The 15,195-nt window shown below is 66.9% G+C and carries 15 protein-coding genes and 1 pseudogene; 12 read left to right on the top strand and 4 right to left on the bottom strand.

The features are described 5' to 3' along the window. Positions 1-18: 18 nt before the first annotated feature. From A9976_RS24955 to A9976_RS31925, 4 genes and pseudogenes are all read left to right on the top strand, one after another. Positions 19-903, top strand: a complete 885-nt coding sequence (locus tag A9976_RS24955) for a branched-chain amino acid ABC transporter permease (protein ID WP_183021223.1) — start codon at positions 19-21, stop codon at positions 901-903. Between the two features lie 10 nt (positions 904-913). Continuing rightward, entirely contained in the window at positions 914-1,924 is a 1,011-nt protein-coding gene (locus A9976_RS24950) for a branched-chain amino acid ABC transporter permease (RefSeq protein WP_183021222.1), read from the top strand. A gap of 324 nt (positions 1,925-2,248) precedes the next feature. Continuing rightward, complete coding sequence (locus A9976_RS31480; RefSeq protein ID WP_259649296.1) at positions 2,249-2,377, top strand: hypothetical protein; 129 nt, start codon at positions 2,249-2,251, stop codon at positions 2,375-2,377. A 95-nt stretch (positions 2,378-2,472) separates the two neighbouring features. Further along, a pseudogene (locus tag A9976_RS31925) lies at positions 2,473-2,742 on the top strand (transposase); the annotation flags it as partial. A gap of 146 nt (positions 2,743-2,888) precedes the next feature. On the opposite strand, the gene A9976_RS24940 reads toward A9976_RS31925, so the two are convergent. Then, entirely contained in the window at positions 2,889-3,911 is a 1,023-nt protein-coding gene (locus A9976_RS24940; protein WP_183021221.1) for a hypothetical protein, read from the bottom strand. A 2-nt stretch (positions 3,912-3,913) separates the two neighbouring features. Next, positions 3,914-4,270 (bottom strand): zinc ribbon domain-containing protein YjdM, encoded by a 357-nt coding sequence (locus tag A9976_RS24935; protein WP_183021220.1) that lies wholly within the window; start codon positions 4,268-4,270, stop codon positions 3,914-3,916. A gap of 138 nt (positions 4,271-4,408) precedes the next feature. Here A9976_RS24935 and A9976_RS24930 point away from each other — a divergent pair, with 138 nt between their 5' ends. The 3 genes from A9976_RS24930 (at position 4,409) to A9976_RS24920 (ending at position 7,243) form a co-directional block, all read left to right on the top strand. Beyond that, positions 4,409-5,302, top strand: a complete 894-nt coding sequence (locus A9976_RS24930) for a LysR family transcriptional regulator (protein WP_046984421.1) — start codon at positions 4,409-4,411, stop codon at positions 5,300-5,302. A 94-nt stretch (positions 5,303-5,396) separates the two neighbouring features. Further along, on the top strand, positions 5,397-6,119 hold the full coding sequence (locus tag A9976_RS24925) for a DsbA family protein (protein ID WP_183021219.1): 723 nt from the start codon (positions 5,397-5,399) through the stop codon (positions 6,117-6,119). A 92-nt stretch (positions 6,120-6,211) separates the two neighbouring features. Beyond that, a complete protein-coding gene (locus tag A9976_RS24920) occupies positions 6,212-7,243 on the top strand; it encodes a cyclase family protein (RefSeq protein ID WP_220808847.1) in 1,032 nt (343 codons plus the stop codon). A gap of 174 nt (positions 7,244-7,417) precedes the next feature. On the opposite strand, the gene argE is transcribed toward A9976_RS24920, so the two are convergent. Next, a complete protein-coding gene (gene argE, locus A9976_RS24915) occupies positions 7,418-8,581 on the bottom strand; it encodes an acetylornithine deacetylase (protein WP_183021218.1) in 1,164 nt (387 codons plus the stop codon). A 165-nt stretch (positions 8,582-8,746) separates the two neighbouring features. Between argE and A9976_RS24910 the strand changes: the two genes are divergently transcribed. From A9976_RS24910 to A9976_RS24890, 5 genes are all read left to right on the top strand, one after another. Beyond that, entirely contained in the window at positions 8,747-10,060 is a 1,314-nt protein-coding gene (locus A9976_RS24910) for an MFS transporter (RefSeq protein WP_071953865.1), read from the top strand. A 309-nt stretch (positions 10,061-10,369) separates the two neighbouring features. Then, positions 10,370-11,713, top strand: coding sequence for a C4-dicarboxylate transporter DctA (locus A9976_RS24905; protein ID WP_183021309.1), 1,344 nt, complete (start codon positions 10,370-10,372; stop codon positions 11,711-11,713). Then, a complete protein-coding gene (locus A9976_RS24900) occupies positions 11,710-12,396 on the top strand; it encodes a GntR family transcriptional regulator (RefSeq protein ID WP_183021217.1) in 687 nt (228 codons plus the stop codon). Before A9976_RS24905 ends, A9976_RS24900 begins: the two co-directional genes overlap by 4 nt. 171 nt (positions 12,397-12,567) lie before the next feature. Further along, positions 12,568-13,911 carry a glycerophosphodiester phosphodiesterase family protein gene (locus A9976_RS24895; RefSeq protein WP_183021308.1) on the top strand — a complete coding sequence of 448 codons (1,344 nt, stop codon included), beginning with the start codon at positions 12,568-12,570 and terminating at the stop codon, positions 13,909-13,911. Positions 13,912-14,008: 97 nt separating this feature from the next. Then, positions 14,009-14,380 (top strand): DUF2195 family protein, encoded by a 372-nt coding sequence (locus A9976_RS24890; RefSeq protein ID WP_183021307.1) that lies wholly within the window; start codon positions 14,009-14,011, stop codon positions 14,378-14,380. Positions 14,381-14,410: 30 nt separating this feature from the next. Here A9976_RS24890 and A9976_RS24885 read toward each other — a convergent pair whose 3' ends face one another. Then, the gene (locus tag A9976_RS24885; protein ID WP_061287479.1) at positions 14,411-15,106 is read right to left on the bottom strand and encodes a GntR family transcriptional regulator; all 696 of its coding nucleotides are present in this window, start codon (positions 15,104-15,106) and stop codon (positions 14,411-14,413) included. Between the last annotated feature and the right edge of the window lie 89 nt (positions 15,107-15,195).

The following is a 15,195-nucleotide window of genomic DNA, read 5'->3' as shown; positions in this document are numbered from 1 at the left end:
TACTCAAGAGAGAAGCCCATGGACATATTCGGAGTCTCCATACCCGCGATGCTGAGCCAGCTGCTGCTGGGCCTGGTCAACGGCTCGTTCTATGCCATCCTCAGTCTGGGGCTGGCGGTCATCTTCGGCCTGCTCAATGTGATCAACTTTGCGCACGGCGCGCTGTTCATGCTGGGGGCCATGGCGACGTGGATGGCCATGACCTACTTCCAGGTCGGCTACTGGTGGATGCTGCTGCTGTCGCCGCTGATCGTGGGCTCCATCGGCGCCCTGATCGAGCGCTTCCTGCTGCGCTGGATCTACAAGCTCGACCATCTCTATGGCCTGCTGCTCACGCTGGGGCTGGCGCTGATGATCGAGGGCGTGTTCCGCTCCATCTACGGCGTCTCGGGTCTGGGCTACGACACGCCCGAGCTGCTCGAAGGTGCCACCAACGTCGGCGTGATGCTGCTGCCCAACTACCGCATGTGGGTGGTCGTGGCATCGCTCGTGGTGTGCATCGCCACCTGGTTCGTGATCGAGAAGACCCGTCTGGGCGCCTACCTGCGCGCCGGCACCGAGAACCCGCGCCTGGTGGAGGCCTTCGGCGTCAACGTGCCGCTGATGATCACGCTCACCTACGCCTTCGGCGTGGGGCTGGCCGCCTTTGCCGGCGTGCTGGCGGCGCCGGTCTACCAGGTCACGCCGCTGATGGGGCAGAACCTCATCATCATCGTGTTCGCGGTGGTGGTGATCGGCGGCATGGGCTCGATCATGGGGGCCATCGTCACCGGCCTGGGGCTGGGCGTGATCGAGGGGCTGACCAAGGTGTTCTACCCTGAGGCATCGGCCACCGTGGTGTTCGTCATCATGGTGCTCGTGCTGCTGGTGCGGCCCGCCGGCCTGTTCGGCAAAGCGAAGTGAGGGCGAGGGGATGAATTCCAAGAAGTTTGCCAAATGGGGCTACGGCCTGCTGCTGCTGGGCCTGCTGCTGGCGCCATGGATGGGCGCCTACCCGGTGTTCGTGATGAAGCTCATGTGCTTCGCGTTGTTCGCCTGCGCCTTCAACCTGCTGCTGGGCTACACGGGCATGCTGTCGTTCGGCCATGCGGCCTTCTTCGGCGGCGCGGCCTACATCACCGGCCACACCATCAAGGTCTGGGGCCTCACACCCGAGCTGGGCATCCTCGCCGGCGTCGCCTTCGGCGCGGTGCTGGGCCTGGTATTCGGCTGGCTCGCCATCCGCCGCCAGGGCATCTATTTCTCGATGATCACGCTGGCGCTGGCGCAGATGCTGTTCTTCGCCTGCCTGCAACTGCCGTTCACCGGCGGCGAGGACGGGCTGCAGGCCGTGCCGCGCGGCAAGCTGTTCGGCGTGCTGAGCCTGGAGAGCGACCTGTCCATGTACTACGCGACGCTGGTGGTGGTGGCGCTGGCCTTCCTGCTGATCGTGCGCACCGTGCACTCGCCGTTCGGGCAGGTGCTCAAGGCCATCAAGGAGAACGAGCCGCGCGCGATCTCGCTGGGCTATGACGTGGACCGCTTCAAGCTGCTGGCCTTCGTGATCTCGGCCGCGCTGGCCGGCCTGGCGGGTTCGCTCAAGACCGTGGTGCTGGGCTTTGCCACGCTGACCGACGTGCACTGGACGGCCTCGGGCCAGGTGATCCTGATGACGCTGGTGGGCGGGCTGGGCACGCTGTCGGGCCCCATCGTGGGCTCGGCGGTGATCGTGGGGCTGGAGAACAAGATCGGCGACATCGGCACGGCGCTGGCGCGCGTCACCGGCGTGCAGTGGTTCAGCACGCTGGGCGAGTCGGTGACCATCGTCACCGGCCTGATCTTCGTGGTCTGCGTGCTGGCCTTCCGCCGCGGCGCCATGGGCGAGGTGATCGCTGCCATACAGCATCACGGACGTGCGCGCAGCAATGGAGGTGGACAGCGATGACAGGAGAGCACATGGCGCATCCTCGTGTGGTGGCTGATGCTGGCAGCCGCCACATGATGCGCAACCGATTGCCACTAAGGCTTTTACCCTGCCTAGATTTCACGTTGTATCTTGGTGCCGTGGTGACTCGCTATCGTCACACGAGGCGGGGTCAGCACAGATTTCACGTAAGGCACCGAGCCTGGGACGTAGATGTGGCGCCCCGCCTTACCTTTGCACCATTCACAGATCGGACGGTAGCAAAGGCCCCGCCTACGGCGGTGAGCCTGCATTGACAAGGTAGATCGGCCCAGAGGGCATGGCGCGACAACCAGGAGGTTTTCCATGCTCAATTTCGGCATCGATGTGTCCCGCGACAAACTGGACTGCGCTGTTCTTAGTAGCAATCGTCAGCGCGTCAAGCGCTCGCGTACCTTTGCCAACGACTATCAAGACGTTGTATTGACCCAGTGAATTGCTGCTCAGGTGCTATCGTGACAGGAAACACAGATGAGCACCCTGATGGAAGACGACATCAAGCGTTGGACTGCCAAGATGATGCTCGTAGCGACGTGCGCTGGCACGTGGCAATGCGTCCGGGCAAACGCAGGGCACTAGACAAGTCGCAGCTCAAAGAGCGTCTTGTCGATGAGATGCAGACGACCAACGCGCGAATCCGCGCCAAGGTCGAGCACCCGTTCCGGATCATCAAGCAGCAGTTTGGATTTGCCAAGGTGCGCTACAAGGGGTTGGCCAAGAACACGGGGCAGATCGTCACGTTGTTTGCACTGGCCAACTTGTGGATGGCTCGTAAGAAGCTGGTGGCATTGCAGGCATAAGTGCGTCCGCATGTGGCCCCAGCCCCCCGAAAGGGACGGGGCAAACGACTCTCGAGACCAACTGCGCCTCAAATTGCCACCCGCTTTTCTTCCATCCAGCGGGCTCACTGCACAGAGATTCGAAAAACGAGTTTTTCAGACTTTCCCTAAGGCTCCGGATTTTCGGAAGGTGCCACAGCCTTCCAGCCCTGCAGGCCGAGCCACGGATGAAAGCGCCGCGCCTCGCCCACCTCCACGCGCTCGACGCTGCCGGCCAGCAGCGGCCACAGGCGCTGCAATTGCGCCGAGCGCTGCTGCGTGCAGCGCCGCGCGCGGGCCAGCAGCTCGCTGCCCTGGCCCAGCAGGCGCGACAGTTCGCGCAGGCGTGGCGGCGGCAGGCATTGGGCGCTGGCCAGCATCAGCCAGGACGGTGCCTGGCCCGCCTGGGCGGGGCCGCTGGCGGCGAACTGCTCCAGCAAAGCGACATGGGCACTGAGCAGGGGCGCGGGCGGTTTCTCGGCCAGCATGATCTCCAGCAGCCTGCCATCGAAGCGCCAGCGGGCGGGCACCACGGCGTGCTCTACCGAGTTGCCGAAGCGCGTGGACTGGCGATGGCGGACGGCACGGCTGCCCTGCTCCAGCAAGGGCTGCAGCAGTTCGGCCAGGGCCTGCTCGCGCTGCGCCGTGGGCGCTTCGGCCAGCACGATGCGCAGCGGCACGGCCTCGTAGCCGCGCAGCTGGTCGCGCCAGGCCATCCAGCCCGCCGTGTCGGGGCCGCCCAGCAGCAGGGCGAGGAAGGCGCCCAGGCCGGCCAGGGCCGATCCGGTCCACCATGACACCGGCACAGGCTGCCGCCCGGCGATCAGCCAGCCCGTCAGCCAGACCAGCGCCCCCGCGCAGGTGGCCGCCAGCAGGCCCATGCCGAAGGCGAGGAAGGGCGCGCCATCGAGCCGGTCGGGCAGCAGCACCAGCATGGCCACGCAGGCCGCGCCGGCGCACAGCGCAACGGCCCACCAGCCCGCCACGGGCAGGGCGCGCGCGGTGCGGCCCGTGAGACCCGTACGGCCGGCCAGTGTCAGCAGCATGAGGGCCACCACCGCGCCCGCGGCCAGCGCAATGAACAGGGGCGCAAACACCCACAGCGCCAGCAGTCCGAGGACCGCCGATACCGCAAGCGACAGCGCCAGCATGCTCAGGCCTTCTTGAGGAACTCCGACTTGAGCAGCATGGAGCCCAGTTCGGTCTTGCAGTCCACGTTGTGGCCGTCGGCACCATCGACCAGGCGGATGCCCTTGATCTTGCTGCCCTTCTTGAGCACGGTGGACGAGCCCTTGACCTTGAGGTCCTTGACCAGGATCACCGCATCGCCATCGGCCAGCGCATTGCCGTTGGCGTCGCGCACGATGCCGTCGCCCGCGGCGGCTTCGCCGGCCTCTTCATCGGCCTGCATGGGCCATTCGAAGGCGCAGTCGGGGCAGATGTAGCTGGCGGCGTCGGGATAGGTGTTTTCAAGGCCGCACTGGGGGCAGGCGGGAGTGGTCTGGGGCATGGGATTGAACAGATTCGGTGAAGACAAAGGGGCGCGGCGGGCGCGCCGTACCTGGCGATTGTCGCCCCTGCCCCCGCAGGCATGCCCCGGCAAACCCGAGCGGCCTGCTACGCTGCGCGCTACTCTTTGCTTTTTCCCATGGATACGCTGACCCCCTTGCGCGCCTTCCGGCGCATCGTAGAACTGGGCTCCATCGCCAAGGCGGCCGACGCGCTGGACCTGTCCTCGGCCGCGCTGAGCAAGCAGCTGCGCGCGCTCGAAGCCCATCTGGGCGCCGTGCTGCTGCAGCGCACCACGCGCCGCATGAGCCTGACCGACACGGGCCAGGCCTACTACGCAGAGTGCTGCAGGCTGCTCGATGAATTCGATGCGCTGGAGCAGTCGGTGCGCGCGCAGTCGCAGCAGGTGGCCGGTCGGCTGCGCGTGAATGCGCCGCTGTCGTTTGCGCTGAGCACGCTGTCGCCGCTGCTGGCGCGCTTCATGCAGCGCCATCCGCAGCTGCAGATCGACCTGTCCATGGAAGACCGGCTGGTGGATGCCGTGGGCCAGGGCTTCGATGTGTCCATCCGCCTGAGCGCGGAGCTGGCGGACTCCTCGCTGATCGCGCGGCGCCTGGCCTCGCTGTCACAGATGCTGTGCGCGGCCCCGTCCTATCTGCAGGCGCATGGCCGCCCGGCCAGTGCCGCCGGGCTGCGCGGCCATGCGCTGCTGAACTACAGCCTGGCGCATGCGCCCCGCGAAGCGGGCGAGAGCCCCCAGGCGCCGTCCGAGGCGCGCGCCAACGTCAACAACAGCCTGATGCTGCGCGACCTGCTGGTGGCGGGCCTGGGCATTGGCGCCCTGCCCTCGTTCCTGGCGCGGCCGGCGATTGCGGCAGGCCAGCTGGTCGCACTGGACCTTGCGGACCAGGCCGCGCAGGCCCGCCATGTCTACGCGGTCTATCCCACGCAGCGCCACCTGCTGCCCAAGGTGCGCGCCTTCGTGGACTTCCTGGCCGAGGAGCTGCCTGCCGCCATGGGCGAGGATTGTTGACGCCGCGTTAAGAGTTCCTCAAGCGCGCGCCCCTTACTGGCGCGAGGCCTGCGGCCTACGCTTGCCGTCCATCACAGCCATGAAGGACACAAGCATGACGCAATGCAATGATTTTTCCTGCGCCCTGCCCGCGCAGGATGCGGCGGCCCCCTCGCCGCAGCAGGCCCTGCAGGCGGCGCCTGCTGCGGCGCCCGCCGTCGCCCCCGCCATCGACTTCTTCCATGACGTGGTCTGCGGCTGGTGCTACGTGATGTCGCCACGCCTGCGCCAGGTGGCGCGCGAGCTGGGCCTGCGCGTGCGCCACCGCAGCTTCGTGCTGCAGGCCTCGCGCGCCGAGATGGTGGCGGCCTTCGGCTCCATGGAGCGCGCCAAGCAGGTCATCCTGGAGCACTGGCAGGCCTGCGCGGAGCATGACGACGAGGACCGCATCGACATCGAGGGCATGCGCCGCGAGGCCTTCGAGTACCCCAGCGGCATGGCCGGCGCACTGGCCTGCCAGGCGGCCCAGATCCTGGGCGGCGATGACGCGCACTGGGATCTGTTCGACGCCATCCAGCACGCCCACATGAGCGAGCACCGCAACATCGGCGACGCCGAAGTGCTGCTGGACATCGCCACGCGCACGGGCTTCGAGCGCAATGCCTTCGCGGGCTGCATGGAAGGCGCCCAGGCGCTGGAGCAGGTGCGCCAGGACCGCGCGCTGGCGCAGCGCATGGGCCTGCGCTCCATTCCCACGCTGATCGCGCCGGGCCTGCCGCCGCTGCAGACCCAGTCGCTGGCTGCGCTGCGCGAACGGCTGCACTTCCTGGCGGCCTGAGCGCCCCCGTCTTTGCTTTTTTCATCGGCGTTTTTCCGCCTTCCCTCGCGCGCGGCATGCGCGCCCTTTTTCAGCAGACCAAGGACTCTTGCATGACTCTCCAACGCTTCGCTCGCCGCATGGCGCTGCACTCTCTCGTGATCGCCCTGGCCGCCGCCTTCGCGGGCACCGCCGCCCAGGCCCATGGCGGCCACGAGCCGCCGGCAGGCGCACGCCAGGACGTGGGCACCAGCGCCTGGGGGCCGGCCGACGAGATCGGCCGCCTGAACCTGATCACGCCGGCCTCGCGCGCGGCCATCCTGCAGCGCATCACAGGCGGGCAGGTCTATGACCTGGCCACCGAGTACTACGTGGGCATGCCCAGCTGGCAGGACGCGGGCGATCCGCACTACCAGTTCTGGATGACGCACACGCCGCGCGGCACCGTGGTGGACGACCCGATGAACGTGGGCAAGGACATGAACGCCACGCGCAGCTACACGGGCACGGCGTTTTCCATGTACAGCCATACGGGCACGCACATCGATGCGCTCAACCACTTCGGCATCCGCGGCAGGATCTGGAACGGCTTCAGCGCCGACCAGCATCTGGGCGACCGGGGCTGGCAGCGCACGGGCATAGAGAAATTCCCGCCGCTGGTGGCGCGCGGCGTGCTGATCGACGTGGCGGCCGCCAAGGGCCTGGAGATGCTGCCCGACCAGTACCGCATCACGCGCCAGGACCTCAAGGATGCGCTGGCACGCCAGAAGGTGACGCTGCAGGAGGGCGACATCGTGCTGGTGCGCACGGGCCGCATGAAGCTCTACGGCCAGCCCCAGGCCTACATGGCCAAGCCGCCGGGCCTGGGCCTGGATGCCGCGCGCTTCCTGGTGGAGGAAGGCGGCGCCATGATCGTGGGCGCCGACAACCTGAGCCTGGAGACGTTCCCGTCCGAGGTGGACGACGACTACGTACCGCTGCACAGCTACCTGCTGGCGCAAAAGGGAGTGCCCATCATGGAGCTGGTGGCGCTGGACGATTTGTCGCGCGACAAGGTCTACGAGTTCGCCTTCATCGGCGGCCCGCTCAAGATCCGCGGCGGCGACGCCGCGCCGCTGCGGCCCATCGCCATCCCGGTGCGCTGAGCGGGGCAAGACGAGATTTCTTGAGCTTGACCTCGAAACTCCCGCGCCCCCAAGGCGAGGGACACCGAGCAAGGGCCTACGCCGGCCGCGCCGCCCCGCAGCAAGGGTGTCGCCGGCTGCCCGTACGCCCCCCTCCGAAGAGAGGGGGAAGGCGCGAAGCGACTCAGGGGGTGATCACAGACTCGTGCCCATTTTGCTGAGGAAGCGCTCGCAGGCGTCGAGCTGGGCCAGCTCGACGAACTCGTCGGGCTTGTGCGCCTGCTCGATGGAGCCGGGGCCGCAGACCACGGTGGGAATGCCGGCGTTGTGGAACAGGCCGGCCTCGGTGCCGTAGGCCACCTTGCGCTTTTCCTGGTCGGCGGTCAGCGCGCGCACCAGCTGGGTGATGGCGGCTTCCTCCGAGGCTTCCAGCGCGGGGGCGCTGGCGCCGGTCTCGATCTCGATGCGCGCGTCGGCGAATTCGGCGCGCATGCGCGGCAGCAGTTCGTCGCGCACATAGGACTCGACCTGGGCCTGGATGCCATCCACCGACATGCCGGGCAGGTTGCGGAATTCATAGGCGAATTCGCACAGCTCGGGGATGGTGTTGACCGCGATGCCGCCCTGGATCTGGTTGGTGGTCATGGTGGTGAAGGGCACGTCGAAGAATTCGTCGTAGGGGCCGTGCGCCTTGAAGTGGTCGGCGATGTCCCGGATGCGACAGATCAGCCGCGCTGCGTATTCGATGGCATTGCTGCCGCGCGGCGTGAGCGACGAGTGCGCGGCCTTGCCGTGCACGCGGCAGCGGTAGAGGTTGATGCCCTTGTGCGCCACCACGACCTGCATGCTGGTGGGTTCGCCGACCACGCAGCCGTCGAAGCGCGCGCCCCCGGCCTTGAGCTGGTTGATCATCACGGGCGCGCCCGCGCAGCCGATTTCCTCGTCGTACGAGAAGGCCAGGTGCACGGGCCTGGCGCGCTGCGTGGCCAGGAACTCGGGCACCAGCGCCAGCGAGGCGGCGATGAAGCCCTTCATGTCGCAGCTGCCGCGCCCATAGAGGCGCCCGCCCTTTTCGGTGAGCGCAAAGGGGTTGGTGCTCCACTGCTGGCCATCGACCGGGACCACGTCGGTATGGCCGGACAGCACGATGCCGCCCTGCGTTTCGCCATTGCTGGCCGGCAAAGTGGCGAAGAGATTGGCCTTGGCGCCGTCCGGAGAGTGGAACAATCGGGCACTCACGCCCAGCGTGGCCAACTCATCGCGTACACACTCGATCAGCGCCAGGTTGGAGTTGCGGCTGGTGGTGTCGAATGCGACCAGTGTTTCCAGCCAGTCGCGGGTGTTTTTCCAGGTAGTCATGTGGTTCCATCTGCGCCATGGCCTGCGCCGCCCCTTCGCGGACGACGCAGGCCATGGCATAGGCATTGCATATGGCGAAGCAGTGTACGCCCGGGTTGTGGCCCGGGCAGGCACGCCGCCCCATGCCCCGGGCGTGACTGCCGTCTTTTCAATCCCTTTTCGGAAATGGACCCTGCTTTGACCAAGCAAACCGTCTCGACCCGCAACATCGTGGCCGCCGTCATCGGCAACGCGCTGGAGTGGTATGACTTCCTGGTGTTCGCCTTCATGACACCCATCGTCGCCAAGCTGTTCTTTCCCAGCAATCCCGACAATCCGGACGACAACATCAACCGCATCCTGATGACCACGGCCGTGTTCGGCGTGGGCTTCTTCATGCGGCCCGTGGGCGGCATCCTGCTGGGCCTGTACGGGGACCGCAAGGGCCGCAAGGCGGCCATGGTGATGGTGACCGGCCTGATGGCGGTGGCGATCGCGCTGATCACGCTGGCGCCCACCTATGCGGCCGTGGGCATCCTGGCGCCGCTGTTCATCGTGCTGGCGCGGCTGCTGCAGGGCTTTGCGGCCGGCGGCGAGTTCGGCACGTCCACGGCACTGCTGATCGAGCTGGCACCGCCCGGCAAGCGCGGCTTCTATGGCTCCTGGCAGATGGCCGGCCAGATGCTGGCCCTGCTGATCGGCGCGGCCACGGGCACGCTGATCACCGAGATCTTCACCGAGGAGGAGCTGATGGCCTGGGCCTGGCGCGTGCCCTTCGCCGTGGGCCTGCTGATCGTTCCCGTGGCGCTGTACATCCGCCGCCATGTGGAGGAGCCCGAGGTCTTCAAGGAAATGCAGGCCGCTCAGGCCAGCGGCAAGGCACGCCAGATCGGCATCATGGAGATGCTGCGCACGCATGCGCGCGAGACGCTGGTGGGCATGGGCCTGGTGGTCACGGCCACGGTGTCCATCTACATCACCTTCACCTACCTGGTGACCTATGCCACGGTGACGCTGAAGCTGCCCATGCGCGATGCCTTCATGGTGCAGATGGCCGGCGCCGCGCTGATGGTGGTGATCATGCCGTTCTTCGGCGCCCTGTCGGACCGCGTGGGCCGCCGCATGCTGACCATCGGCTCGCTGATCGGCTACCTGGTGGTGCTCTACCCGCTGTATGCCTGGCTGACCGACGGCCCCACGGTGCAGAAGCTGCTGATCACCCAGCTGGTGGTCTGCGTGTTCGTGGCCGTGTTCTTCGGCGTGTTCAGCACGGTGATGGCCGAGCTGTTCCCGCCCCAGGTGCGTTCGGCCGGCATGTCCATGGCCTACAACGTGGCGGTGATGATCTTCGGCGGCTTCGCGCAGTTCATCGTGACCTGGCTGATCCGCTCCACGGGCTCGCCCATGGCGCCGGCCTTCTATGTGATGTTCGGCGTGACGCTGGGCCTGTTCGCGGCCTTCTTCATCAAGGACCGCGCGCTGGAGCGCAACCTGCGCTGATCCCGGTGCGGTGCGCAAGGCACCGCGCCCGCGCATGCCCCGCATGCCCCGCCACGGGGCCTGCGCCCCGCCCGCGCACCCGCCTGCGCACCATGCGCGGGCATGCCGGCCACCCGCCCTGCACCACGGCGGGGAGGCCCGCCCGCATCGGCGGATTTCATGCAGAAAAAGTCAGGGCTGATGCTCTCTGGAGTGCCGCAAATCTGCAGGGAATACCCTCTGCTGGCACGCGTTTCGCTTGTCTACATTCTTGCATGCAAGTTGTAAATCCACTTGCATACAAGATTCCACAACTTGCGAAAGACGACTATGCGCCGCTTTGCCAGATCACTGTTCGGACAGGTGGTGATCGCACTCATCCTGGGTGTGCTCGCCGGAATATTGGCCCCTGAATGGGCCGTGAAGCTCAAGCCCCTGGGCGATGGCTTCATCAAGCTCATCAAGATGATCATTCCCGTGCTGGTGTTCTGCGTGGTGGTGCACGGCATCGCGGGCGCGGGCGACCTCAAGCGCGTGGGCCGGGTCGGCGTCAAGTCGCTGATCTACTTCGAGGTGCTGACCACCATCGCCCTGGTGCTGGGCCTGGTGCTGGCCTTCGTGTTCCAGCCCGGCGCGGGCATGAACGTGGACCCGAGCAAGCTCGACGCCTCGGCCATGAGCGCCTATGCCAGCAACGCCGACAAGCTGACCAGCGGCGGCACGGTGGACTTCCTGATGAAGCTCATCCCCACCACCGTGGTGCAGGCCTTTGCCACGGGCGACGTGCTGCAGGTGCTGCTGTTCGCCGTGCTGTTCGGCTGCGCGCTGACCATGCTGGGCGAGCGCGGCGCGCCCGTGCATGCGCTGATCGACACGCTGTCGAACGTGCTGTTCAAGATCATGGGCATCCTCATCAAGCTGGCCCCGCTGGGCGTGCTGGGTGCCATCGCCTTCACCGTGGGCCAGTACGGCATAGGCTCGCTCAAGCAGCTGGGCATGCTGGTGCTGCTGTTCTACGTGGCAGTGATCTTCTTCGTCTTCGTGGTGCTGGGGCTGGTGATGCGCTTTTCGGGCTTCAGCCTGATCAAGCTGCTGCGCTACCTGCGCGAGGAGTTGATGGTGGTCTTCGCCACTACCTCCTCGGACAGCGTGCTGCCCCAGATCATGGCCAAGCTGCGCAACATGGGCGTGCGCGACTCCACCGTGGGCCTGGTGATTCCCACGGGCTACTCGTTCAACCTGGACGCCTTCTCCATCTACATCACGCTGGCCGCCGTGTTCATCGCCCAGGCCACGAACACGCCCATCGGCATGGCCGACCTGCTGACCATCCTGGCGATTGCGCTGGTGACCTCCAAGGGCGCCCACGGCGTGCCGGGCTCGGCCATCGTGGTGCTGGCGGCCACGCTGCATGCGATTCCGGCCATCCCCGCCATCGGACTGGTGCTGGTGCTGTCGGTGGACTGGTTCATGGGCATTGCCCGCGCGCTGGGCAACCTGATCGGCAACTGCGTGGCCACCGTGGCCATCGCGGCCTGGGAAGGTGATATCGACCGCGAGCGCGCCCATGCCGTGCTCGACGGCCTGGCCGACAATCAGGGGCCCGACGCCGATCCCTCCGGCGCCGCCGCCGTCCCCGCAACCGTGACTCCTGCCCACCCTGCAACGCAATGACACCTGTAAGCCCCCAGCACATCGCCGAACGCGTGGTCGAAGCCATCCTGGCCCAGAAACTGGCGCCCGGCGAGCGGCTGGGGGAGCAGGAGCTGGCCGACAACTTCGCGGTCAGCCGCACCATGGTGCGCGAGGCGCTGATGCAACTGCAGGCGCGCGGCTTCGTGCAGGTGCAGCCCCGGCGCGGCTGGTACGTGGTCCAGCCCTCGGCCGAGGAGGCGCAGGACGCCTTCGCGGCGCGCCGCATCATCGAGACCGGCATCCTGGGCGAAGCCGGCCGCCCGATGCAAAGCGTGATCGGCCAGCTGCGCCGCCACATCGCCCAGGAGCAGGACGCCATTGCCGGCGCCGACGCGGCCACGCGCGCCTTCCTGCTGGCCGACTTCCACGTCTGCCTGGCCGAGCAGATGGGCCACCGCCTGCTGGCGCTCACGCTGCGCGACCTCACGGCGCGCACCACGCTGGCGGCCACATTGTTCCAGTCCACGCACAGCGCCAGCCAGTCCTGCGCCGAGCACGAACGCATCGTCGAGGCGCTGGAGCGCGGCGACACCGAGGGCGCCAAGGCCCTGCTGCTGGAGCATATCGGCACGGTGGAACGCTCGCTGGAGATCCGCCCGCCCGAGGCGCAGGGCGCCAGCGACCGCCTGCGCGCCACGCTGGCGCCCCTGTTTGGGGGATAACCCTGTGTCGGAGGGTCGGCAAAATTCCACCGACCGTCGCTAAAACGCCAATCTGGGCCATGCGGGGCGCACTGTCATGGTGCCGACATGGCGGACTGAATACCCTGCTGGACTGGCGCATTGCGCGCCGTTCATCAACCCACCACTGCTTCGGATATGACCCAACGTCCTATGTCCTTTTCCCGCACTCCCCTGCTCGCGTCCCTTTGCGCGGCTGCAGTCCTCACGGCCTGCGGCGGTGACGGCGGCTCGTTCTACCTCACGCTCGACGGAAAGCAGCCCCAGGTGATCGCCCACCGCGGCTTCTCGGGCAAGTTCCCGGAGCAGACGCGCATGGCCTACGAGGCCGCCGCCGATGCAGGCGCGGACATGCTCGAACTCGACATGCACATGACGAAGGACTGCCAGCTGGTCGCCCGCCACAACGCCTGGCTCAGCGACAGCACCAACGTGGCCGACGTGGCCAAGACCAATGCCGAAGTGGCGCGCCGCCAGCGCACTGCGGCCGGCGTGCTGGTCAACGTGAAGTACCCCGCCGTGCCTGCCAACGGCCCCTCGCAATACCTGAGCGACCAGCTGGACGCCAACGATCCCAAGTCCGTGCTCAAGGCCCTGGTGGTCGATGGCGAGGACCACCGCAACGACTGGTCCATCAGCGACTTCACGCTGCAGGAGCTGCGCAGCTGGCTGGGCGGCACCATCCTGGACAACCGCAGCGAGCGCCCCACCGAGTGGAACGGCAAGCTGCCCCTGATCAGCGCCCAGGACGTGCTGGACATCGCCGCCGCCAAGGGCAAGGCCCTGGGCCGCACCATCCCCGTCTACGCCGAGACCAAGAACCCGTACTGGAACAACCAGCAGGCGATCGCCAACGGCTGCGGCGCGCCCGGCTCGCGTCCCTTCGAGGACGCCGTGATCAAGCTGCTGGACCAGAACAAGCTCAATGCCAAGGACTCGGCCATCTACATCCAGAGCTTCGACCCGGCCAGCCTCAAGTACCTGCGCCAGGCCGGCATGAAGGCCAAGGGCGTGCAGCTGATCGACGGCAACGACTTCAGCCTGCGCGACGGCTCCATGGTCTACATCACCAACGATGAGTGGACCTTCATCAGCGGCCGCCCCTACAGCTGGACCCTGGCCGGCGATGCGCGCACCTTCGCCGCCATGCTCACGCCCGCGGGCCTTGCCGATATCAAGACCTATGCCGACGGCATCGGCCCCTGGAAGCCCCAGGTCCTGGCCCACTCCGTCGTGCCCTACAAGGACGGCGCCGGCCTCAAGGACGTGAACACCGTCAAGGACACGGGCCTGATCCGCGACGCCCACAAGGCCGGCCTGATCGTGCACAGCTTCACCTTCCGCAACGAGCCGGGCCGCCTGGCCGGCCTGTACAAGGGCGACCCGGTGCAGGAATACCTGGCCTACTACCGCCTGGGCATCGACGGCGTGTTCACCGACTTCACGGACACGGCCGTGACGGCGCGCAAGGCATACAACAAGGAAGTCGGGCTCTGAGGACCCATCCCGCCGACCCATGACAAGGCGCCTCGTGCGCCTTGTTTTTTGGGCACGGCATCGGGCATCCAACCGAACGGAGGCACACTTGTACGGCATGAACAGATACGCAATATCGGCCGCTCTCTTGGCTGGGTCCGCCTTTGCCGCCCATGCCGACCAGATAACGTTTCAGAACGATCTTTCAGCCTGCGTGTCGATCACGGCGACGAAGACTTCCACAGAGTCCAACGTGGTGTGGGCGAACACCCGTGTTCAACTGCGCAAATCGATTGGCGAGTGCGGATGCCTTTCGGCTCTGGCGACCTACACGAGCAGCGTGAACCGAGGGGGCGTCCGGCAGGAACTGCAGGAAGGCCTGATCGACCTGGGCAGCGGAGGGGAGAGAAAACTCGTCCTTGCGACCGACCCGGCCCTGGTCGCCAACAAGGAGGTGCGGGTTCGGCTGGCGTGCACCGGGCCCTTGTAGGGCGCCATTGCGCCACACAGTGGCATACCGCTAGCGCAGCAGATAGCGTTCCGCATAGATCTGCCGGGCGCGCCCCATATGGCGCAGGGCCAGGTCGCACAGCAAATTCCTGTCGCCAGCCTCCAGCGCCTCGACCATCAACGCATGCTCCTGCCGCGCCACGACCAGCGCCTCCTGGTCGGCAATCGCATAGGCGCGTGCGGGAAAGCTCAGCCAGTCGTGCAGGCGTATCGACTCTTCCAGATAAGGGTTGTCGCACAGGCCGTAGAACAATCGGTGGAAGGCCATGTTGGTGCGGTGGATGGCGATCAGGTCGCCGGACTCCACGGCCAGCGCATGTTCGTGCGCGGCATGGGCCACTGGCTCCAGGCGTTCTGGCGGCACCGGCAGTTGCATGGCCTGCACGGCCGCCGCGTGCAGCACGCTGCGCAGGTGGTAGAGGTCTTGCAGGCTTTGCGCATCGAAGCGCCGTATGCGGGCTCCCAAATGGGGCGGCTTGACCACGACGCCCAGGCGCTGCAGCTCGGTCAGCGCGGCACGCACCACGTGGCGCTTGGCCTCGTAGTCTTCCATCAGGTGGTCTTCGATCAGCCGCGTGCGGGGCAGGATGCGGCCCCGGATGATGTCCGTCTCTATGGCGGCTATCACGGCCGCCACCTGCGCCGGCAGCGCCGCATGGGGAAAGGCGGCCTCTTTTTCCCGGCCTGATCGCTGTTGCTTGCTCATGTCTCTTGGTTCTTTCAGTCGGGGTGGCAAGTGCATGCAAGCCATGCTCCAGGCCTCGCCCGCCCTGCATCTTATTGATAGTTTCATCG

The sequence above is a fragment of the Delftia sp. UME58 genome (assembly GCF_014170385.1).
In the GTDB taxonomy this organism is placed as follows: domain Bacteria; phylum Pseudomonadota; class Gammaproteobacteria; order Burkholderiales; family Burkholderiaceae_C; genus Comamonas; species Comamonas acidovorans.
This window is presented reverse-complemented; position numbering and strand designations above follow the sequence as displayed.